Below are 22351 nucleotides of genomic sequence, written 5' to 3'. Positions count from 1 at the left end.
CACCTTCCCACTCCCCATATTAATTGCTGGAGTCATTAACAACTTCAGGGACAATCTCTAATTCTTGTTCACCAATTATAGGTAAATGATTTTTCTGTAAACCCATAGCAGTTAAACAAGTATTGAGAGAGTTTATCGCTTGGTTATAATCCTCAATTTTTTGGTGAATTTCTTCCTGTTTGCGGGCATTATTCGCAATTTTTTCCGCCGCTTCCTGTTCTAAGGTTTGTTCTAGATAAGAACGAGCTTGATTAAACTGTTGTAGAATAGTATCGGCTTGTTTTTTTGCCATTGGTATCAATTGATTTTTTAAAGTATTATTAATAGTTTGACGGAAGTTTTTCTGAATTGTCACTGATACTTTTGGCTCAAAATCTAACTTAAGTAATTGACGGATAGCGGGTTCAGCACCAAGAATACTTTCACAGTCATAACCTTGGGCAGTTTGTTGGACAGTTTGCCGAAATTGAAAGATAGAAAAAGTGCCTTCGTTGTAAAAATTGTGATTTTCTCTTACATAGCGATCACACTCTGTTCTCGCTTCGGAAACTAAGGCATGAATTAACTGATCTTCTAGCTGTTTTAGCTGATTTTCTATGCCCCCATCATTACCCAATAAACGATAGATTTGCCGATAATAATCACCTTGCCTTACCGCATCTAAAAGACGCTGACAAAAGCGACTAATTAAACTGGTTGACTCCTCAATTAACACATCTTCTAGCTGGTTAGACAGATAATAAAAAGCTTCTACCAATACTGCTAATAAAGGTGCTGTAGCATTGCGAGGATGAGTTAAAGTCGCTTGCGAGTAAGCATTTTTAACAGAAAAAGTATTTAATAACTCATCCAATCTTGATACCATTCTCGCTTTCAGTTTCTTAAAGTCTTCCTCAAAGTTTTCATCGCTATTAACCACGATAGCATTGACATAACCATCGATATGTTTAGTTAATTTCTCTCCCACTTCCTTTAACTCTTGATTGAGGTGATTTAACTCCAGAGCTTTCATCGCCTCAATTTCTCGTGGTTGACTTTCTAAATCACGATAAATACCTTGGTAATGATTTTTGAGAGTGATGCAGAGAGATTGTAAATCATCAGCTAAAGTTGCAAACAATTGCGGGCGTTTTTCTTCGGTAAGATAACGAGTAATTGCCGTGCGAAATTCTTCGATACCGCTATCAGCAATTAACTGCTCTAGTAAAGGAGTTCCCCACTCGCTTAAAACTCGGAAGTAATTTTTATTAGGAGTTTCATAACCGTGGATGGAAACTTTAAAGGAAGTTGCCAGTAATTTACCGGAGTTGGCACAATAGTTATTAAACTCGCTGACAAATTGCGGTGTTTCTTCTTCTCCTCCTAAATTTTTAACACTTTCGGTAAAGATAGAATCTAAACCATAACGCTGATTAATATTGGTTTGATTTTTCACCTGATACCCATAAAACCCTAAAAGTCCACTGGTTTTGTAAATGCGGGAAGTATCACGAAATTGCGTTTGAATTAGGTTTTCTAAACGCTGTTTTAGTTGGGCTGAGTACCAGGTTTCATCAATGCGGTTAAAAACATAAAAAACTCGATCACGAATACCAGCATTAGAGCCAATTTTTTCGAGTAATTCCGTTTCTTCTATGGCTAATTCTCCCGCAGAAGCAGCCTTTAAAACACAAACCACTGCCGAAGTATCAGGATGCTCTATTTTACGATAGGCTAATGCGGCATCTTTTTTGACTGGGGCATCAATACCGGGCAAATCTACCAAAACGTTACCATCTTTAAGGAGAGGATGATAACAGTAATATTCTAGACGTTTTAAGACGGCACTATTGCTACCACGACGGGCAAAACTGGCCGCTTCTGCTAAATTAGAAAAGTGAAATTGTTCCATGGAATAGGTGGCATTATGCAGCGTATGGATCCGCTCACGATTTTGAGTAAATCCTTCAATTAATAATTTTAAACCCTGAGCTTGTTTAGCTCGCTCGGATTTACCTTCTCCCCCTTCCTGTTCGATAATTTTTTGACAGTATTGGTTTAACTGACTACAGTATTCGGGGGAATTAATGTTACTGGGATTAGTTAATTGTAGATTTTGACAGACGGTATCGACTAAAGTACGAATTTCTACTTCGCTGAGAAAGGTTAAAACCACTCTTTCCTCATCAGCTTCTGCGTACTCAATATAACATTCTGTACCCGTTGCGTGTCCTTCGGCACTATACAGCAATTCTCGCTCTAAAAGTGCATTGATTAACATTGATTTCCCGGCACTAAAAGCACCAGCAAAAACGATTTCAAATTTGGGAGAAATGGCTTTTTGTAGGGCAATTTCTATCTTGCTGGTATCCTGTTGATTGCGGAGAGAGGATTCGCCTTTGAATAGTTCAATTATACTGTTAACATTACCAGCCAGATTACTGCATTGGGGTAAAAGTTCAGTCATGATAAAACCCAAATCTAGAAGAACAGTGCTATTGTTCCCCAGATTATAACAAAATTCCCTAACTAGATGTCACATCTTTGGTCAGCGATTTAAACAATCAAGGACAAAGTCATCGTCTTCAATCTAGAATCAGGATTGATTATAATCAATTTAGTGCATACCGATTTCCGAGAACCTCCTTAGGTAAAAATTCCCTCCTGAATCCTAGGGTAATGATAATTATGTGGGCAAAAATGGCAATAGATAAATTGAGATTAAAAAAAATTCGGACTATGGGACAGTTAGGATTTTTGTTAGGAACAGTTTTTCTTTTGGGTGGCTGTCATTCTCTGAATGCTATCCAAAATCGTCCCCAACCCTTGCCCCAAGATCAATATATTCAAGTCTATTTTAATTATAATCAGGCCCAGGGGTCAAATTATACCGATCCCTATCGCCAAATTAATCGCCCGGGGGATAATTTAGAACAGGTTATTATTGATAATATCAACTCGGCCAAAAGTTCGATCGATCTAGCGGTGCAAGAGTTACGTTTACCTGCCATCGCTCAAGCTTTAGTTGCTCGTCAGCAACGGGGAATTAAAGTTAGGGTTATTCTCGAAAATATTTACAATAAACCTATTAATAGTTTAGCCAAAAACCAAGAACAATTAAGTGATCGAGAACAGGAACGTTATCAAAATCTTTTTGACTTAGTTGACATAAATCGCGATGGTAAATTAACTCCAGAGGAAATCGCCCAAAGAGATGCAATTACTATCCTCAAAAAAGCTGGTATTACCCTAATTGATGATAGAAATGATCGCTCAAAAGGTAGCGGTTTAATGCACCATAAATTCATGGTTATTGATAATTACACTACTTTAATCAGTTCAGCTAACTATACCTTAAGTGATATTCATGGAGACTTTTCTAATCCCAAAACTGTCGGTAATGCCAATCACTTATTAGTGATTACTAATCCCCCACTAGCTAGAGTTTTTCAAAGAGAATTTAATCTGATGTGGGGAAGGGAAGATCGTTCTAGATTTGGGTTAGATAAACCCCACAGAAAACCGCAAACAATCCCTATCGGTAATAGTAGTCTGACGGTAAAATTTTCCCCCGATTCTACCACTTATCCCTGGGCAATTACTAGCAATGGTCTGATCGGTGAAACTTTAAATAAAGCTGAAAAATCCGTGGATTTAGCCCTGTTTGTCTTTACGGAACAGCCTCTAGCTAATATTCTCGCCCAACGACATCAAAAAGGGATAGAAATTAAGGCTTTAATTGATCCTAGTTTTGCCTTCCGATACTATAGCGAAGGATTAGATTTATTAGGAGTTGCTCTCAGTAATAAATGTCGTTATGAACCAGATAATCAGCCTTGGCAAAACCCCATTAATACCCTAGGAGTTCCCGATCTAGCCCGGGGAGATAAATTACACCATAAATTCGGTTTAATCGATGATAAAATTGTGATTACTGGTTCTCATAATTGGTCAAGAGCCGCTAACCATCAAAACGATGAAGCTTTAGTTATTATCGATAATCCCACCGTTGCCGCTCATTTTGATCGAGAATTTCAATATCTTTACCGTACCGCTAAATTAGGACTGCCGGAAACTATTAAAAATCGGATCGAACAGGATAGAAAAAACTGCCCCCAATCTGTAACAATTAAAAGCGATCGCTTAATTAATTTAAACACCGCCACGCGAGAAGAACTAGATAGTTTACCCGGTATCAGTGGCAAATTAGCTGAAAAAATTATCGCGGCCCGGCAAGAAAAACCCTTTACTTCCCTAGAAGATTTGGATCGAGTATCGGGAATCGGTCAGGGAAAAATCAACAAGCTGCAAGGCAAAGTCAGCTGGTGATGATTGCCTCGTCTGTATTTTTTGCCCCAGTCCAAAAGGGTTATTTTAACGGTTCGGGAATACTATCGGAAGGAGCTTCAAACTGTCCGGTAATAACGTATTCTAGACGCAATTTTAGCCAAGTAATAAACTGTTGATTGAGAGAAACAATCGCCACTGCTGGTTGGGGAGTTTTCTTTTTGATATCGGCAAAACCGGGAGTATCTAAAAAAGCTGGATTGGCAATTAACCAAAAATCAATTTCTTGACCTTTTTCTTGATAATTCCTGATTCTTTCCTTCAAAACTTCCTTTTCGATCGCTTCTTCTTCTAAAAACTTTTGACTGGCTACCAAATAATAATAAGTTGTCATGATCTTTCCTTTAATTTTTCAGTGTAATTGTTCGTTAGTCGGGAGATTAGCTGATAGCTGATGGCTTTTACAATTGCCCACGCATAGCCAATTTCATTTCCCTAACAGCCCGTTCTAACCCGACCAAAACCGCACGACTGATAATTGTGTGACCAATGTTCAATTCTTCCATATTGGGCAAACAGGCGACGGCATAAACATTCCAATAGGTCAAACCGTGGCCGGCATTCACCCGCAAACCGAGGGAGGAAGCATATTCACAACCTTCTTTAAGAATTGTTAATGATGCTTGACGATCGCTCTCCTGTTGTGCTTCGGCGTATTGACCAGTATGGAGTTCGATAAATTTCGCCCCCGTGTTAGCGGCCGCTTGAATTTGGGTAAAATCGGCATCAATAAACCAACTAACGGGGATATTAGCCGCTTGCAGGCGCTCTACAACCCGACAAAAACGGTCAAAATTGCCCAGCATATCGATCCCCCCTTCCGTGGTCACTTCCTCGCGCTTTTCGGGGACAAGGGTGACATAATCGGGTTTAAGATCGAGAGCAATGGCGATCATTTCCTCCGTCGGGGCCATTTCCAGATTCAGATGAGTCCGCACCGTTTGCCGGAGAATCCGCACATCGCGATCCTGGATATGACGACGATCCTCGCGCAAGTGAACGGTAATGCCATCAGCGCCGCCGATTTCGGCCAAAACTGCCGCCGCCACGGGATCTGGTTCCACGGTTCGACGCGCTTGGCGAATTGTGGCCACATGGTCGATATTGACACCCAAAGTCAGCAAAGTTGAACCTCCTTGTTTGTTAGTCCAACTTTCCATCTTATCATTGCGGTCAAAAGCGATTACATACTGGAGATATTTAAACCCATGGTCAGTTCTTCCATTTTGCTGCGCATGGTTTCCGTGGAGGCATCATAGGCGGCTTTCATGGCTTCTAGAATAGACCCAGCCACAATCTCCAGATCTTGGGAGAGGAGAGAAGGGTCGATTTCAATACCCCGGGGTTCTTGGTTGCCACTGAGATAGACTGTCACCAAGCCATTTTCACTCTGGCCAGGAATTTCCATAGTTTCCAGTTCTTCTTGCAGAACTTTGGCCCCTTGTTGCACCTGTTGCGCTTTTTGGAAAGCGTCTTGTAGTTCTTTAATCTTACCGAGACCGAATCCGAATCCTTGTCCTTGTGCCATGATGTTTTTTTTTGTTTAAGGGGTCACTCAAGGTTTTTATTGTACTGCTTAAGGTGAACTGGGGTCAACTTTTGGCCATTTGAGGGCAAAAAGTGATTAATGACAACGATGGCTTTCTGACTGGGTTAAGGTTTGAGGGAACTTGTTCTCTCTTCATCCGTCACGGGATGGTCAGAAAGAGAAATCCGAAAAATTATCCTAACCACTCAGTCGATTACCCCACGCCATAATACAATTGTTGCTTTGACGAGGAGAATAGCAATTTTGAACGCCAAAAAAACGGGAATTTTCTTGACAATTGCCCTAAGTTGTGTTTTAGCGGGGAAAGCGGCGATCGCTAATACTTCCCCTTTGGAGGGGACTCGATGGAAACTAAGGGGGTGGACAGCCGGGAGTTTGGTGAAAGAAACGGAAATTACTGCCGCTTTCCAGAAAAATATCCTCAGTGGTTCGGCTGGATGCAACCAGTATAATACTGGCTATCAAGTCGATAATGGCACGTTCCAGATCAACCAAGCGATCGCTACTACGAAAAAAGCTTGTCCGGAACCGCAGATGAAACAAGAAAATCAATATCTTGCCGCCTTGCAAGGAGTGGAACAATTCCAAGTGACAGCTAAAGGCGATTTACAATTATTTTATCGTACTCCCGAAGGTTTAGGAATCCTCACTTTTACCCCCGCACCGACCACCACGCGCACGGAAAAGACAATTTATATCAATTCTAGGAAACAACCCTGTAGCCAAGGCCCAACCAAAGACTGTTTACAGATTCGAGAAAAACCAGAGGAAAACTGGAGATTGTTCCCTAATAGTATCGAGGGATTTGATTATAAACCGGGATTTTTCTATCAAATTAAAGTTAGCATTGAAACCGTATCCAATCCAACTAATAATCAAAATTCAGAAACATGGAAGCTATTAGAAGTTATTAGCCAAACCCCAGAAAAAGAGACTCCGCGATCTTGGTTTGATCGACCGTTAACTAATTGGAATAAAGCCAAGGCACCTATCCCCAAATCTCCCGTTAAAACCGTGATTGATAACCAGTGTCGTGAACAGGTTCGTTCGGCAATTACTGCCAATGATCAAGCGCTTAATAAAGCGGGATGGTTACTTTACGGGGCCGTGCAAACCTATGGTAAAACTAGCATTATTTCGGCCATGAGTGGAGTGGATGGAATGTGCCGACCGATGGGTTATCAAGACTTTGTTTTTGTCGATGGTAAATTCGCTGGCACTCTTTCCCCGCGACCGATGGATTCTCGCGCTGATGGGGCATCTCAGAGAATTGTTTTACAAAATAGCGATAGAATTATTGTGGTTTTTAATCGCTATAAAGACACGGATCCTCTCTGTTGTCCTTCCCAATTAAGTCGCGTTATTTATCAAATTGAAACGGTCAGCGGAGTGCCGGTTATTGTTCCCAAAGAAGCGGAAACAGAAGCAGTAAGAAACTAATTCAGTTATCAGTAAGATAGGGGGTTAGGGGATAGGGAAGTGGGGAGAGGGGGAGATAGGGAGAAAAGGACTGGCAGCTAATAGCTTCCTTTTTTATTATATCTCCCGCAAAAGTGAGTTTTTAATCGCATTTTCCAGAAAACGATCGCTTTTCTACTGCCAGAAAATAATCTATTTCTTTCTGCTTCTCCTGACTCGGAGAATACTGACTCGGAGACTCCTCACTTAACGGAAGATTTTTGATTTTTGCAGCAGGTTTAGTGATTAGGAACTGATACTAGATAAGTAGTTATAAAATTCTAATAACTCCTCATTAGTTAGTAGTAAACGGGACTTTTTGCCATAGGTAGAAATCAGGTATTCCCGACCTTTTTCTGTGGTCCAAGCTAATCGTTTCATCTCCACATCAATTTTAGTTTTAAGCACTGAATAATCGATTTCTTCGGCAATAACAACAACTGGTTCCGGTTCTGGGGGTTCTTCTTCGGTTAAACTCGCTTCTTCTGGCAATTCTGTTAATAAGGAGTAATTATCGGTTTCCATTTCTAATAATAAAGGCTCTGGTTCTGGTAAAGGAATATCCTTAACTTCGGGTAATTCTGGTTCAATTTTAGCTGGGGGAATATCCTTAACTTCGGGTAATTCTGGTTCAATTTTAGCTGGGGGAATATCCTTAACTTCGGGTAATTCTGGTTCAATTTTAGCTGGGGGAATATCCTTAACTTGAGGTAATTCCAGTTCAATTTTAGCTTCAGGACGAGGTATTTCAGTGACTTTAGCCGTTTTGGTCGATTTTTTGGCACTAGCGAGGGGTTTAGGTAAATCGGACGGTAGAGAAATATTATTGGGGCTGACTTTTTCCACAAGCTGGAGATCGGGGGTGTTTTCAGCCTCTAAAAGCAGTAAAGCCCGTTCTCTGGCTCTATCTTCCGCTATTTCCACCGTATCTGCCGCAGCTAAACCTGTAACGACCGTTTTTCCCTCAATTTCGATGATCGCTCTCACAATATACTTGCCGTGATCGATTTGAACTAACTCGCTAATCAGGGCAACTTGGGGGTAACGTTGGCGTAACTTTTGCAACATGGTGACTTTTTCGAGTTCTTTTGTACTTATATTAGAATACTCTATCGTAATTCTGGAAAAATGTAGCAAGTTCTTGCTAAGATTAAAGGTTAGATAAAATTTTCAGTCCTAGGATTAGCCTTGCCCACAGTAACAAGATTCTACTAGGCTGAAGCTTCTGCCAGAGAGACTAGCGATCGCCGAAAAGTTTGCTGGTGTTCGCTATTGGCTTATACTAACGAAGGCTTCGATAATTCTCAGGGTAGGTTCGGGTGTTCGATGCTTGGTCAGTTTACCTTCACTGTCACCACCAGCGATCGCAATTAGCCCGATAGAGATAATCTCTCGAGTCAATGGTTTAAATCAATCCTCTCATTATATAAGTATTTAAACTTAATTGTCCACCATTCCGTCAGTGTCTTGTAAGTAAGGATTATTGTTAGATGGACTTCTCGATCGCCACACTCCTCTCTCATCTTAGTGATGATAAATTAGCTACGGGTAAAATTCTCGAAAAAAAACTAGGCTGCGAAGACAATCCCGAAAGCTGCGAAAAATTGCAAGTGATTCTCGATGCTTTGGAACGTCTGGGAATGGTTGCCAAAGAACGCGGGCGCTATCGTCGTGTGATCGAGGAAAATATCGTAGAAGCAAAGCTGCGCTGTTCCAGTAAAGAATTTTGCTTTGCTATCCAAGATAGCGAAGATGCTGATGACATCTACGTCTCGAAAAATCATTTAAGTAACGCTTGGAATGGCGATCGAGTTTTAGTCAAAATCATCCGCGAGGGAACCCGTCGTCGTTCCCCGGAAGGAGAGGTGAGATTAATTCTCGAACGAGCTAATCCTTCGCTTCTAGCGCAAGTAAAACAGGAAAATGAGCAGTTCGTGGCGGTTCCCCTCGATGATCGCCTGAAATTTACCCTTAATCTCCTCGAAAATGGTCAAAATCTCCTAGAAAACATCGATCACCTCGTTCATGTTTCCGTCCTCCGTTATCCCCTAGGGGAAATGCCTCCCATCGGTAAAGTTACTCGCGTTCTCGGTTCCACGGCTGAGGCCGCTGCCGACACAGATATCGTCTCCTGTAAACACGATCTACCCCATAATTTTCCGCCAGAAGCCCTCGAAATTGCCGATAATTTAGCGGATTTCTTCGATAGTGGCGAAAAAGAACAACTGCGAGATTTAACCCCACTCTTCACCTTTACCATCGAAGATGACACCCCCCTAGATTATCCCCCAATCATTGAAAATGCCTTTTCTTTAGAGAAAATCAACCAAAATCGCTGGCGAGTCGCCATTCATATTAGCGATGTCACCCGTTACATTGAACGGGGCGGATTATTGGATAAAGTTGCCAAAAAACGGGGAACTGCCGTCTATTTAGGCGAAAAAGTGCTGCCATTAGTCCCGGCTGCCCTTGCCAGTCGTTGTTCCCTGTCACCGCAAGAACAGCGCCCCGCTATTTCTATCCTCGTCACCCTCGATGACAAGGGGGAGCTAGTGGAGTACGAAATCACTCGCAGCCTCATCCAAGTGGATCAACATTTTACCTATCAACAGGTGCGCGATCTGCTCAGTGAAGAAGATAGCGTCGCTGCCCCCACCGATACGGTTGAAACCCTGAAAGATTTATTTTTTAGCGTTTGCCCCACCCTAAAATCCCAACGTCTGCAGCGGGGTAGTTTTGATATTCAATTAGACAAAATCTCTCCCTACAAAGACGAGGGACGGGGGGGGACTGTTCTCGCTTCTAATAATTTACCGGCCCGTTCTTTACTGACAGAAGTGGCAATTTTAGCTGGCAAAGTTGTCGCCGAACATTTACAGGCCTTAAAATTGCCCTGTATCTACTGCGGACAATCGGAACCGGATTGGGATGAATTGGAGGATTTACTCAAATTAGCCAATAATTTAGGGGCAGAATTAAATTTAACTGCCGAGGAGGAGATTAAACCCAATGACTATCAAAATCTCACCCGCACTTTTTCCGCTTCCACATCGGTGAAAGTCCTCAATTATCTCCTGCAAGAAACTCTCAAATTAGTTAGATATAGCAGCCATCCTTTACCCCATTTTGGTTTGGCCTATCCTGGCAATTATACCCACTGTCTCTCACCCCTGCAAAGATATGCCGATCTTTGGGTACAACGGGTGTTAAAAATCCTATTAACAGAGGGGAAAGATCGCCGCAGCAAAATTGTCAAAGTCGGGGTTAATTTGGGCAGTAATAGCTGTCATGGACAGATTAATTGGAATATTCTCCCAAGTCAAATTCAGGAGGAGTTAGAAGAAGAAAGCCATCTAATTGTTTCCCATCTCAATGATCGCTCAAAAATTGCTGAAGATGCCGAAAAAGACCTAGAAGGATTGAAAAAAGCCGAGAAAATGAAAGAAAGAATGGGTCAAGTTTTTCGCGGCTTAATTACTGGTGTACAATCCTATGGTTTCTTCGTGGAAATTTCCGATTTATTAGTGGAAGGATTGGTTCATGTTTCTTCTCTCAAGGATGATTGGTACGAATATCGCGCTCGTCATAGCTGTTTGGTAGGACGGAAAAATCGCGTTGCCTATCGTCTCGGTGATGAGGTAGAAGTGGAGGTAAAAGATGTAGACTATTATCGTCAGCAAATCGATCTAGTTACGGTTAGCGGTGGCAGTTCAGCAAGTTATGACGACTTAGAAGAAGATTAATTATGAATCAACCAACCACCGAAAAAATCGGAAAAACCCGCTTTATTCTGCCCTTTTTATGCGGTATTTTTCTCTTTTTAACCGGCTGTGTCCGTTACGATGTGGGCATTAATTTTCCCCACCAACACCACGGGGAAATTATTCAACATATCACCCTCGGACAACGCTTAACCAGTCTCAGTCAAACCGAAGCCACTAAATGGTTAAATAGTATCGAACAGAGGGCAAAATTACTTAAGGGGAAAACCGCTCCTATTTCCGAACGAGAAATAATGGTGACTATTCCCTTTAGTAATAGTCAGGAATTAGAGGAAAAATTCAATCAATTTTTTGACCCTAGTTCTTCCTTTAAAATCAAAAATTCCGCCGATACCGATGATATAAAGTTACTGCAACTAGACTCAAAACTGGCAGTTACAGAACGAGATTGGTTCTTTTTGACTCAGAAAAACTTAAAATTAACCGTTGATTTGCGGGCTTTAGGTGTACTTTCTGAACAGGGAAATATTATCGTTAGTCCCGGTTCCTTAGTCGATATCGACTTCGCTTTAAAGACTCCCTTCGCTGGTCAAAATATTGAAGATGACTCAGGATTAAATCCCCCGGTAGAAAAAGTTGATAATCAGTTAATTTGGCATTTAAAACCGGGAGAAATTAACACCATTGCGGCATCTTTTTGGGTTCCTAACTATTTAGGTATCGGCACAATAGTTATTATTTTAATAACAGGTTTTGCCTATTACTTGAAATATAAACGCTTGCCCGGTGTATCCCCATCGACTTAAATTGAGAGGGCAACTAAGTAGTTAGGTGTTAAAAACTGTCAGACACCCCCCTTATTAAGGGTAGGGTTGATTCATGAATCAACCCTACCTTGAATCAACCTTACCTTGAATCAACCCTAGGATTAAGGGGGGATCGGCACCCCCCTTATCAAGGGGGGATTAAGGGGGGATCCATCTTCAATTTAATTATAAACAGCTACTTATTGCCCAAAATTTAATGATCAATGAGGGGAAAATTAGCCAACTCTAAAACTGATCTAAAAATTGGCCAACAATAGGGAAAATCTTGGCTAGGATCAAATCATAGTCACAATTGAGACTAGACGGGTTTTCCTTTTTTACTTTATTACTGGCAATTACAGTTATGGTTAGCAATATTCCCTTTTCTATCCCCGAACATAGCCTCGATCGAGATTGTACCACCCTCTCCCGTCACGTCCTGCAACAACTACAAAGTTTTTCCCCCGACGCGCAGGATTTAAGCGCAATTATGAGTCGAATTGCCCTAGCGGGAAAATTAATTGCCCGTCGTCTCAGTAAAGCGGGATTAATGGCGGATGTGCTAGGTTTTACTGGAGAAACCAACGTCCAAGGGGAATCGGTCAAGAAAATGGACGTTTTTGCCAATGAGGTATTTATCTCGGTTTTTAAGCAAAGTGGCTTAGTTTGCCGTCTTGCTTCCGAGGAAATGGATAAACCCTATTATATCCCGGAAAACTGTCCCATCGGTCGCTATACCCTACTCTACGACCCGATCGATGGTTCTTCTAATGTGGATATTAACCTAAATGTGGGTTCGATTTTTGCCATCCGTCAACAGGAAGGCAATGATTTAGACGGAGAGGCGCGGGATTTACTGCAAAATGGTCGTCAACAAATCGCCGCCGGTTATATTCTCTACGGACCTTCAACTATTTTAGTTTACTCGATCGGTCGCGGTGTTCATGCCTTTGTTCTTGACCCCAGTTTAGGGGAATTTATCCTTGCCCAAGAGAATATTATTATCCCCGACCATGGCCCGATTTATAGTACCAATGAGGGCAATTTTTGGCAGTGGGATGAGGCAATTCGCGACTATACCCGTTATGTCCACCGCCATGATGGTTACACGGCCCGTTACAGTGGGGCGTTAGTGGGAGATATCCATCGAATTTTAATGCAGGGCGGTGTTTTTCTCTATCCTGGTACTGTTAAAAATCCCCAGGGAAAATTGCGCTTAATTTATGAAACTGCACCCCTTGCTTTTTTAATTGAACAGGCAGGAGGTAAAGCTAGTGATGGGGTGACAAATCTTTTAGATATCGTTCCCGATAAATTACACTACCGCACACCTTTAGTGATCGGTAGTGTCGAAGATGTTAAATTGGTGGAGTCTTTTATCGCTGATCGACGTCATCGCGATCGAGTTTAACTTATAGTTTTATTTAGAGATATTGACATGGATTTACAAGCTCTGAAGTGGACTAAAAATGTAAGGCGAAACGATGGTACATGGGCATATCGGGAATATAAGGTTTCTGATTCCTTCCAACTGGCATGGAAAGACGATGAAGTCAATGCCAATAAACCCGAAAAAGGTAGTTTGATACTACTCAGGCAGCAAGGGTATGTTACCCATTTAGTAAAAGTTCTCGACTGCAAAGCCAAACGTGAAATTGGCAAGGATGATTATGACATCTATCGAATTGTTAAGGTGCTTTGGGCTATTGATTTTGATAATCCACCTGTATCAGCAAAAGCAGATGCGATGTTTGATTATCGAGTCAGGTATCAGGGTGGGAATGTGATGGAATTGGAGAAGTTACCAACTTTCAGACAGCGTTGGGATGACGATGGCGGTTTGGGGGGATTCCAAACTTACATTCAGAATTTATTGGGGCTGTCAAGCAATAACTAAGAGCCTTGTTAAGCTTGTGTTATAGTATTGAGCAGATATAGGGTAACTGCTATGACTGCTATAGTTCAGGAACTTTTAGATACCTTTGACCGCTTGACAGACTCAGAGCGCTCAGATTTGCTATTAGAGATTCTGAAGCGGACAATTCACCTGGATTTTCCGCCCTTATCTGATGAAGATCTAGTCCTCAATGCCGAGGGAATTTTTCTAGAATTAGACGATAGTTATAGAAAAAATCAGAGCAGCTCAAACTCCACCTCAAGCGGAGAATATTTATTCTCTTGAATATCAACCAATAACAAGAGAATTTCAAGCTAAGTATGGTGAATTTTTGTCTGCTGATAGCTTAAAAAATGGCATATTATGATAATTATTTACAGGGTTTTATCGAGTTAATTCGAGTGAAGAAAATAATGTTAGATGCTTCGTTAAAATCAACAGATAAATCCGCTCAATATAATCGTATTTGCTTCGGTCTTACCATACTCTCAGAGATAATAATAGAAAAATATATTGGCTATTTTCCCCACAACTACCTAGAATCTTTTAAGATGATCGCCAAGGCTTTTTTAGATGATCCTAGCTTGCAACCAGAGAAAACAAGTCAGTTTAAGCAAGTTTTAATCTCTTTAAAGAATACGGCTAGAGCAATCCTCTGGCAAATACAAGAATACGAAAATCAAGAAACTAAACCTCTCAATTGGACAGACTTTTATACCTCGAATAAATCCGATACTGATCAAGTGCAGAAACAAAAAAATCAGCCAGCGATAGCATGGGCAAAATCTCGCTTGGAACAGTTAGAAAATCTGAGAAAAGTTAAGGGATGGGATTAAAAGAGTGATTGTAATTCTGGACTCTAACATTTTAAGCTTATTAGTAACCCCGATCGCTGAAGACTGGCCAGAAGATCAAAAGTTATTTACAGAAGTTTATCAATGTACCGAATGGTTTTATCGTCTGCTGGCAAGAGGAGCTTGTCTGACTTCATCTGATCTATGTGATTATGAGGTTAGACGAGAAGTAAAAGCGTGCAAGAATTAGATAAGTTAAGGAATGTAATTGAGTTTCAGAAAGTCAGTTTTATTTTACTACAAAAAGCCGCTTATCTTTGGGCTGAAAAGTTAAAGAAAATATTGATATAGATTGTATCCTATCGTTTCAATGGTCTCTACTCAAAGAAAAATATCCCAGTCGTCGGGTTATTATGCCCAGCAAAAATATCAAAGATTTCCAAAACATTACTGATTGCGCTCTCTGGCAAGATATACATTATTAAAGCGAAACCGCTTGTTTTTATTTTTTTCAATAATAATTATAGATCCAAAACAATCTATTTGCCGCCCGAAAATTCCCCCCATAATCTTGAGAATTTTTTGATCAATTGGGACTCGATCGAGGATAATTAGAAAAAGTATTTTGACTCATAACCAAATCTAATCAAGAAGCCCAGTGACGATCCCCCCGCTAGAGTTGTTTGTATTCGCCACCGTTTTGTGCGGATTTTTAGGAACATTCCTGAAAAAAAACTTAATCATGAAGATTATCGCCATGGATGTCATGAGTACCGGCGTTATCGCCTACTATGTGGTGATTTCTTCCCGTGACGGTTTATTTACTCCCATCCTCAGTACAGTTAAACAGCAAAATTACGCCGATCCTGTACCCCAAGCAGTGATTTTAACAGCGATCGTCATCGGTTTTTCCATTCAGGCGTTAATGCTGGTGGGAGTAATGAAATTAGCCAAAGATAACCCCACCCTCGACAGCAGTGAGATAGAAAAAAATAACACACCATGAATACTTTAACGATCGCTTGGATAAGTTTACCCTTTTTGATCGGCTTTATCATCTATTTATTGCCGCGATTAGACAAATATCTGGCTCTCGCCGCCACTATTATCTCTCTCGCCTATTCTCTCCTTCTATTTAGCCAATCCTCTCCCATAACCCTTAACCTACTAGATAATTATGGCGTGAAACTGGTAGCCGATCAGTTAAGTGCCTATTTTATCCTCACCAATGCCCTGGTGACGATGGCAGTTATTTTTTATAACTGGGAAAGTAGCAAAACCGCCTTTTTTTACGCTCAAGCTATCATTCTCCACGGGAGTATTAACTCTGTCTTCGTCTGTGAGGATTTTATTAGCGTTTACGTTGCCCTAGAAGTAATTAGTATTGCCGCTTTTCTGATGATTGCCTATCCTCGCAGCGATCGCTCTCTCTGGGTTGCCCTGCGTTATCTGTTTATCAGCAATGTGGCGATGTTATTTTACCTTATTGGCGCAGTTTTAGTCTATAAAGCCAATAATTCCTTTGCTTTTGCTGGTTTAAAGGACGCACCTCCCGAAGCCTTGGCTTTAATCTTCATGGGATTATTAGTCAAAGGGGGAATCTTTGTCTCGGGATTATGGCTACCGATGACACACTCGGAATCGGAAACCTCCGTCTCGGCGCTGATGTCAGGGGTGGTGGTAAAAGCTGGCATTTTTCCCCTCCTGCGCTGTGCTTTAATCCTAGACGATTTGGATGTCCTAATTCGGCTTTTCGGGGTGCTAACGGCGATTTTTGGCGTGTCATACGCAGTGTTTGAAAAGGATAGCAAGCGGATGTTAGCCTTCCATACTATTTCCCAGTTAGGTTTTATTTTAGCTGCCCCGGTAGTCAGTGGTTTTTATACCCTTACCCACGGTTTAGTTAAATCTTGCCTATTTCTGTTAGCGGGAGTTTTACCCAGTCGCAATTTTAAAGAATTACAGCAACAATCGCTCCCTAATTCTCTCTGGATTGCCCTAGTGGTTGCTAGTTTTTCTATCTCCGGATTCCCCCTATTATCTGGTTTTGGTGCGAAAGCGTTAACGATGAAAAATTTAGTCCCTTGGCAAGAAATTATGATCAATCTTGTGGCGGTGGGGACGGCGATTTCCTTTGCTAAATTTATCTTTTTACCCCACGCCGGTGGCGAAAGCAAACAGAAGCTAACTATCGGTTTCTGGATAGCAATAATTCTGCTCCTTGCCGCCCTATTTTTATCCAATGCCGTCTATGTTGAAGCTTATAATCTACCCAATATTATCAAAGCTTTAGCCGTCATCGGTGCCGGGTGGTGGTTATATCTGGGAGTTTTCAAAAAGTTATCCCTAAAATTATCGCGAGCCTGGGAACAATTTGATAATCTCGTCGGGATGATGAGTATAATGTTAGTTCTATTGTTTTGGATGGTCTTAGCATGATCGGACATATAATTCTGCGTTTAACTATGTGGTTTTTACTCACCGCTAATTTTACCCCCGCTAATATTATGATCGGGGTGGCTATTGCTTTTCTTTTGCCCCGTAATTTCGCCTCTAGCGAAACTTTAGGCGATTGGTTAAAGGTAATAATTAAAGTCTTTCTGGCTATTCCCCAAGCTTATAAAGAAGCTTTTGAAATTATCTTTCGTCCCCACAAGGAAGAAGAAATTATTTTAGAGAGAATTTCGGGTAAACGTTCACCTAGATTAGCTTTTTGGGATATATTTCTCATTACTTTTACCCCGAAAACTATCGTCACCGAATACAAGGAAAATGAAGGTTATGAAGTTCATCTAATTAAACGGAGTCCCCAGGGATGAATATTGTTCTCATTGCCATGATTGTCGCCCTATTAATTCCCCTTTATGAAGTGGCAAAAAATGATGACATCTGGCAAAAAATGGCTGCCTTTGCCAGTGCTTCCAGTAAATCATCGATTATTATTCTAGTGGTTTCAGTTCTGCGGGATGATTGGATGATTGGAGTGGTAGCAGTGATTATTCTCAGTGTCGGTAATGCTGGCTTTATGTTATTAGCACAAATTCTTAAACGATTGAACGAATCATGATTGACATTTTAAGTTATATCTGCATCACTATCGGAGTTTTTTTCTGGTTTTGGGGAACGGCGCATCTTTTAGACAAGCGCTCGGTATTATATAAATTACACGGTCTATCTGTGGCTGATACATTAGGTTCCATGGCGATTATTTTCGGGCTACTTTTGAAAGTTCCCCAAAATTGGCCTTTATTATTATTGGCAATAATTTCCCTAGCAATTTGGAACACCATGTTAGGCTACGTTTTAGCTTATACTTCTAGCGATCGAGAGTAGAATTAAAGATGAATGAAAGTTATCTCTATGTTATTGTTGCCCTCTTGCCTTTAACTGCGGCGATGGTGATGTTACAATCTAATCCCTACCAAGCTCTAGTAATTCGCGGGGTTTTAGGGGCAATAGCAGCCTTAGTTTATGCTTTATTAGGGGCAGCAGATGTATCTTTAACCGAAGCTTTGATGGGAACCATGTTAGCTGTAACTCTCTACGCGGTGGCGATTCGTTCCTCTTTGGTTATGCGTTTAGGAGTAATTGCTGAGGAAACCGTATCGGTTTTAGAACAGTTAAAAACTCAACTACAAACGGTTTTAAGTAAGCGTTTTATGCGTTTAGAATTAGTTGCCTACAGTGACAGGCAAGCTTTGCAACAGGCACTTATTGATAAAGATGTTCATGCCGTCTGTATCCGTCAAGATAATCCAGAAAACATCCCCTACGAAACCACAATTAGATTACCCTATCTCTACGATATTTTTAAAAATGAATTAACGGCAGCAAACACGATTTTAACCTGTATTGAAACCCCAAAATTAGAGGAGAAACACTAATGAAATGGATTTACACTCTAGCCGCCATTGCCTTCGCTGTCAAAATGGTAATTATTCCGAATACTGCTTCCCCTGTATTATCCTTAGAAATTGTTGAATCCCTGGTGCGCGACGGCGGTGTTCCTAATGCGGTTTCGGTGGTTATTTTTCGTAATCGTCTCTACGATACCATCTATGAAGTGGTTGTTTTTACCATTGCCATTATGGGGGCAAATTTTCTTTTAGCCACCGAAAAACCCGCCAGTAAAATCCATCAATTTACCGACCAACCTTCAATTATTTTAGCCCGTTTAGGGTCAACAATTGCCGCTTTAGTGGGCATTGAATTAGCTATCCGCGGACATTTAAGTCCGGGGGGAGGTTTTGCCGCCGGAGTCGCCGGAGGTACGGCAATTGGTTTAATAGCAATTACCTCGTCTCCCGAATGGATGCAAGCAATTTATCGCCGTTGGCAAGCGGCAACATGGGAGAAAATTTCCGTCTTAGTTTTTATTGTTTTAGCCGCCATTACTCTCTCAGGATTTGAGTTACCCCACGGGGAATTAGGAGCGCTATTTAGTGGCGGCATTTTACCAATACTAAACATTTTAGTTGCCGTTAAAGTAGCTTTAGGTTCCTGGGCAGTAATCCTCGTTTTTATCCGCTATCGCGGTTTATTGTGAGAGGTTAATATCTATATTTATAGCTTTAGGTCAAAACTGGGGATTAACCGATGAGCATAACATGACTTGATGGTTGAAAAAATGCTATAGTAATTTTGTTGCCCTCCTCAAGAATCAATAGGCATCTAATGATTCTGCTAAAAGAACTCCCGAGGTAAAAATTATGGTTAACGTTATTCGCGGTTCTTCAGCTAAACCTGTATCTTCTCAAAGATTAGCTAAATATTTTGAGGAAAGAACAGATATAGAGGGAACATTGTATATCGGCTATCCTATTATTGGAACTCCCCAAGGAGGATATCAAATTGATGCTCTATTAGTCTCTCGTCAGCAAGGGATTATTATTTTTAATATTGATGAGGGAAAAAATTATGATTTGGATATTGAAGGCACTCAAGATGAGAGCATAACCAAGTTAGAAGCAAAACTGCTGTCTTATAAAGAGCTTGTTCAAAAAAGAAAGCTAATAGTTAACATTTCTGTAGCCACCTATGCACCGATTTGGAATAATTATCCAGAAGCAATTAACCCAGAGGAATATCCTGTTCTTATTAAAGATAAAGATATTGATGATTTTATCAAGAAATGTCAAGGCAATGATTCTGAATATTTCGAGAAAGTCAACTCAGTTATACAAGCTGTTACAACCATTAGAAAAAAAGACGCTCGCAGTTATGTTGTTAAACCAGATTCTAGGGGAGCAAAGTTAAAAAAATTAGAAGATTCTATCGCTAATCTTGATGAAACTCAAAATAAGGCTGTTTTAGAAACCACTAAAGGTGTACAAAGAATCAGAGGTTTAGCAGGTTCGGGAAAAACAATTGTCTTAGCGCTGAAAGTAGCTTATCTTCATGCAACTCATCCCGATTGGAATATTGCTGTTACCTTCTATACACGCTCGTTAAAGGATCAATACAAAGATTTAATTACTCGGTTTAGTTATGAGCATAAAAATTCCGAACCAGACTGGGAAAAAGTAAAAATTATTCATGCGTGGGGAAGTCCTAAGATAGAAGGAATTTATTATGAGCTATGTAAACGACATAATATTGAATATTTAGATTTTAGTCAAGCAGACAACCTAACATATTCGCATGAAGAACCTTTTGACTTTGCCTGTCAAAAAGCCTTGCGAGAGATTAAAAATTTTCATCAATATTATGATGTTATTTTAATTGATGAAGCTCAAGATTTTCCTCAAGACTTCTTAAGACTCTGCTATGAAATCTTGAAAGATGATAAACGTTTAGTTTATGCCTATGATGAGTTGCAAAGCTTAAATAGTAAAGTCATGGATTCTCCCGAAGTTATTTTTGGAAATGATAACCATGGTAATCCTAGAGTTAAATTGGAGAATTTACCCAGCGAACCCCAACAAGATGTAGTTTTAAATACTTGTTACAGAAATTCTCGTCCTATTCTTTCCTCTGCTCATGCTCTAGGTTTTGGAGTTTATTATCCAAAGGGAATAATTCAAATGTTTGATAATCCTCAATTATGGCAAGATATTGGTTATGAGGTTGAAGAAGGAGAATTAAAATCAGGAGAATTTGTTAAACTGATTAGAACCTCGAAAACCAGTCCTAAATTCCTTGAAGACCATTCTTCTATCGATGATATTATCAACTTTAAATCTTTCGATAACAATCAGGAGCAACTTGAATGGCTAGTGGAACAAATTGAAAAGAATCTCAACGAAGATGAATTAAGATGCCAAGATATTATGGTTATCCATCCAATACCTAAAAATGCTCGCAACGTTTTTGGAAAAGCTAGAGAAATGTTATTTACAAAAAATATTAATTCTCATTTAGCAGGCAGCACATCTTCTCCCGATGAGTTTTTTCAAGAAAACTCGATTGCTTTTACACAGATTTATCGTGCAAAAGGCAATGAAGCGGCAATGGTTTATTTCATTAACGCTCAAGAAGGTTTCTCTGGTTCACCATCAGAAATTGCTAGTAAACGCAATATTTTATTTACAGCGATGACTAGAAGTAAAGCTTGGTTAAGAGTTATTGGTTATGGAGCAAATATGCAAGCTTTAGAGACGGAATTTCAGGAAATTAAATCGAGAAATTTTGCTCTTGAGTTTACCTATCCAACCCCAGAAGAACTTCAACAAATGAAGAAGGTTTATCGAGATACTCTTAATACCAAGAGATATAAAAATGACAGGGAAAAGCAAGAATTAATTGCCAAGTTAAAAAGTATAGAATTTTCATCAGATGAAAAAAACGAAATTATCAAAATATTCCAAGAATAGTTAAGAAATGCTTAATGTTCAGAATATCTTTAAAGATGTTAAAAATTTAACGGCTAAATTGATAGAAGTAGGATTATCAAGTCAGCAGAATTTTCCGACTTTGAATAAATTGAGTCAAAATATTTCTGAGATTAGCTATGCCAATAGTTCCGACTTATCCATTGCCCTAAAAAATGTTGCCTATCAAGATATTTATGATGAGCTTGATCGCGGTAAGAATTATAATATTAAAATGATTGATGGAGCCTTGATTCAATTACTTTATCGCTTCCAAGGATCGCAGTTATTATCCCATAGACTAGCTTTCTTCTCATCCCCTTATTTAGAATCTTTTCAAAATGAGCCAGAACTATATGAAGAAGACGAGATATTTGCCGATATTATCGCCAAAAATATTGTAGCTGTACCGATTAGATTTGATTACGATCCTGATAATTTTCAAGAGATTCATCACCCCAGATGTCATCTCACCCTAGGACAATTCAAAAACTGCCGAATTCCAGTGTCCTCCCCTTTAACACCCAGTGTATTTATTGCTTTTATCCTTCGTAACTTTTACAATACAGCCTATCATCTATATTCCGAGCAGATCAATTTTAACGATCAGCGATTTCCAGAAACCATAACCGAACCGGAAAAAAATATACTACATTTTGCTATTAAATCTCCCTCTCTATAGGGTTGGCTGAATAATGGGAAAACCCTTTTAAAATAAGGCTTTTGACCTGTTAAAATCCGATGTTAGTGCAAGAAAATAGGATTGGGACATTCAAAAACCTTGCATTATCCTTCTTGTAGTACACAAGCTTGTACAAAAACAAGGGCAACAAAGCCTGAAACGACCGGCTACTGACTCCTGACTCCTAACCCCACCAATACACTTTTTCAGCAAACCCTAATTAATTTTTGAGAGTGCAAAAATGAGAAAAATAGACATAAAATTGCATAAAATCCCTAAATAGAGCATTTAATTGATTAATACTCATT

The 22351-nt window shown here is 40.1% G+C and carries 22 protein-coding genes; 17 read left to right on the top strand and 5 right to left on the bottom strand.

Annotated features, from left to right (window positions below; translation table 11 throughout):
• Positions 1 to 19 precede the first annotated feature (19 nt).
• Complete coding sequence (locus tag IM473_RS02070; RefSeq protein WP_287657090.1) at positions 20 to 2446, bottom strand: dynamin family protein; 2427 nt, start codon at positions 2444 to 2446, stop codon at positions 20 to 22.
• A 221-nt stretch (positions 2447 to 2667) separates the two neighbouring features.
• Between IM473_RS02070 and IM473_RS02065 the strand changes: the two genes are divergently transcribed.
• Positions 2668 to 4308, top strand: coding sequence for a DUF655 domain-containing protein (locus IM473_RS02065; RefSeq protein ID WP_287657093.1), 1641 nt, complete (start codon positions 2668 to 2670; stop codon positions 4306 to 4308).
• Between the two features lie 40 nt (positions 4309 to 4348).
• On the opposite strand, the gene IM473_RS02060 is transcribed toward IM473_RS02065, so the two are convergent.
• From IM473_RS02060 to IM473_RS02050, 3 genes are all read right to left on the bottom strand, one after another.
• Positions 4349 to 4660, bottom strand: a complete 312-nt coding sequence (locus tag IM473_RS02060; protein ID WP_287657096.1) for an MgPME-cyclase complex family protein — start codon at positions 4658 to 4660, stop codon at positions 4349 to 4351.
• A gap of 67 nt (positions 4661 to 4727) precedes the next feature.
• Positions 4728 to 5450: a pyridoxine 5'-phosphate synthase gene (locus tag IM473_RS02055; protein WP_287657144.1), complete on the bottom strand. Its 723-nt coding sequence runs from the start codon at positions 5448 to 5450 to the stop codon at positions 4728 to 4730.
• Between the two features lie 59 nt (positions 5451 to 5509).
• Positions 5510 to 5854 carry a YbaB/EbfC family nucleoid-associated protein gene (locus IM473_RS02050; RefSeq protein WP_002733791.1) on the bottom strand — a complete coding sequence of 115 codons (345 nt, stop codon included), beginning with the start codon at positions 5852 to 5854 and terminating at the stop codon, positions 5510 to 5512.
• Positions 5855 to 6118: 264 nt separating this feature from the next.
• Between IM473_RS02050 and IM473_RS02045 the strand changes: the two genes are divergently transcribed.
• The gene (locus tag IM473_RS02045) at positions 6119 to 7315 is read left to right on the top strand and encodes a DUF4377 domain-containing protein (RefSeq protein WP_287657098.1); all 1197 of its coding nucleotides are present in this window, start codon (positions 6119 to 6121) and stop codon (positions 7313 to 7315) included.
• Positions 7316 to 7579: 264 nt separating this feature from the next.
• Here IM473_RS02045 and IM473_RS02040 read toward each other — a convergent pair whose 3' ends face one another.
• Complete coding sequence (locus IM473_RS02040; RefSeq protein ID WP_287657100.1) at positions 7580 to 8401, bottom strand: slr1353 family protein; 822 nt, start codon at positions 8399 to 8401, stop codon at positions 7580 to 7582.
• A gap of 422 nt (positions 8402 to 8823) precedes the next feature.
• Here IM473_RS02040 and IM473_RS02035 point away from each other — a divergent pair, with 422 nt between their 5' ends.
• The 15 genes from IM473_RS02035 (at position 8824) to IM473_RS01965 (ending at position 22043) form a co-directional block, all read left to right on the top strand.
• Entirely contained in the window at positions 8824 to 11076 is a 2253-nt protein-coding gene (locus IM473_RS02035; protein ID WP_287657101.1) for a ribonuclease R family protein, read from the top strand.
• Between the two features lie 2 nt (positions 11077 to 11078).
• Complete coding sequence (locus IM473_RS02030) at positions 11079 to 11861, top strand: DUF3153 domain-containing protein (protein WP_287657102.1); 783 nt, start codon at positions 11079 to 11081, stop codon at positions 11859 to 11861.
• Positions 11862 to 12225: 364 nt separating this feature from the next.
• Complete coding sequence (gene fbp, locus IM473_RS02025) at positions 12226 to 13272, top strand: class 1 fructose-bisphosphatase (RefSeq protein WP_002801107.1); 1047 nt, start codon at positions 12226 to 12228, stop codon at positions 13270 to 13272.
• Positions 13273 to 13299: 27 nt separating this feature from the next.
• Positions 13300 to 13758, top strand: coding sequence for a hypothetical protein (locus tag IM473_RS02020; protein WP_287657104.1), 459 nt, complete (start codon positions 13300 to 13302; stop codon positions 13756 to 13758).
• A gap of 353 nt (positions 13759 to 14111) precedes the next feature.
• A complete protein-coding gene (locus IM473_RS02015) occupies positions 14112 to 14594 on the top strand; it encodes a hypothetical protein (RefSeq protein ID WP_235614754.1) in 483 nt (160 codons plus the stop codon).
• A 4-nt stretch (positions 14595 to 14598) separates the two neighbouring features.
• Positions 14599 to 14802, top strand: coding sequence for a hypothetical protein (locus tag IM473_RS02010; protein WP_287657106.1), 204 nt, complete (start codon positions 14599 to 14601; stop codon positions 14800 to 14802).
• A gap of 408 nt (positions 14803 to 15210) precedes the next feature.
• Positions 15211 to 15558, top strand: coding sequence for an NADH-quinone oxidoreductase subunit K (locus IM473_RS02005; RefSeq protein WP_079207877.1), 348 nt, complete (start codon positions 15211 to 15213; stop codon positions 15556 to 15558).
• Positions 15555 to 16991 carry a cation:proton antiporter gene (locus IM473_RS02000; RefSeq protein WP_287657109.1) on the top strand — a complete coding sequence of 479 codons (1437 nt, stop codon included), beginning with the start codon at positions 15555 to 15557 and terminating at the stop codon, positions 16989 to 16991. The genes IM473_RS02005 and IM473_RS02000 overlap by 4 nt, the downstream gene beginning before the upstream one ends.
• Entirely contained in the window at positions 16988 to 17371 is a 384-nt protein-coding gene (locus IM473_RS01995) for a Na+/H+ antiporter subunit E (protein WP_287657111.1), read from the top strand. Before IM473_RS02000 ends, IM473_RS01995 begins: the two co-directional genes overlap by 4 nt.
• On the top strand, positions 17368 to 17619 hold the full coding sequence (locus tag IM473_RS01990; RefSeq protein WP_002739224.1) for a hypothetical protein: 252 nt from the start codon (positions 17368 to 17370) through the stop codon (positions 17617 to 17619). The genes IM473_RS01995 and IM473_RS01990 overlap by 4 nt, the downstream gene beginning before the upstream one ends.
• Positions 17616 to 17885, top strand: coding sequence for a monovalent cation/H(+) antiporter subunit G (locus IM473_RS01985; RefSeq protein WP_002801101.1), 270 nt, complete (start codon positions 17616 to 17618; stop codon positions 17883 to 17885). The genes IM473_RS01990 and IM473_RS01985 overlap by 4 nt, the downstream gene beginning before the upstream one ends.
• 8 nt (positions 17886 to 17893) lie before the next feature.
• Positions 17894 to 18436: a DUF4040 domain-containing protein gene (locus IM473_RS01980; protein WP_287657112.1), complete on the top strand. Its 543-nt coding sequence runs from the start codon at positions 17894 to 17896 to the stop codon at positions 18434 to 18436.
• Entirely contained in the window at positions 18436 to 19098 is a 663-nt protein-coding gene (locus IM473_RS01975; protein ID WP_287657113.1) for a Na(+)/H(+) antiporter subunit B, read from the top strand. Before IM473_RS01980 ends, IM473_RS01975 begins: the two co-directional genes overlap by 1 nt.
• Positions 19099 to 19261: 163 nt before the next feature.
• Positions 19262 to 21364 (top strand): DEAD/DEAH box helicase, encoded by a 2103-nt coding sequence (locus IM473_RS01970; protein ID WP_002801098.1) that lies wholly within the window; start codon positions 19262 to 19264, stop codon positions 21362 to 21364.
• Positions 21365 to 21371: 7 nt separating this feature from the next.
• On the top strand, positions 21372 to 22043 hold the full coding sequence (locus tag IM473_RS01965) for a DUF2290 domain-containing protein (RefSeq protein WP_002801097.1): 672 nt from the start codon (positions 21372 to 21374) through the stop codon (positions 22041 to 22043).
• Positions 22044 to 22351: the final 308 nt, after the last annotated feature.

The sequence above is a fragment of the Microcystis sp. M015S2 genome, from assembly GCF_020245945.1.
Lineage (GTDB): Bacteria > Cyanobacteriota > Cyanobacteriia > Cyanobacteriales > Microcystaceae > Microcystis.
Note: the sequence above shows the minus strand (reverse complement) of the source record. Positions and strands in the feature narration are given on the sequence as shown.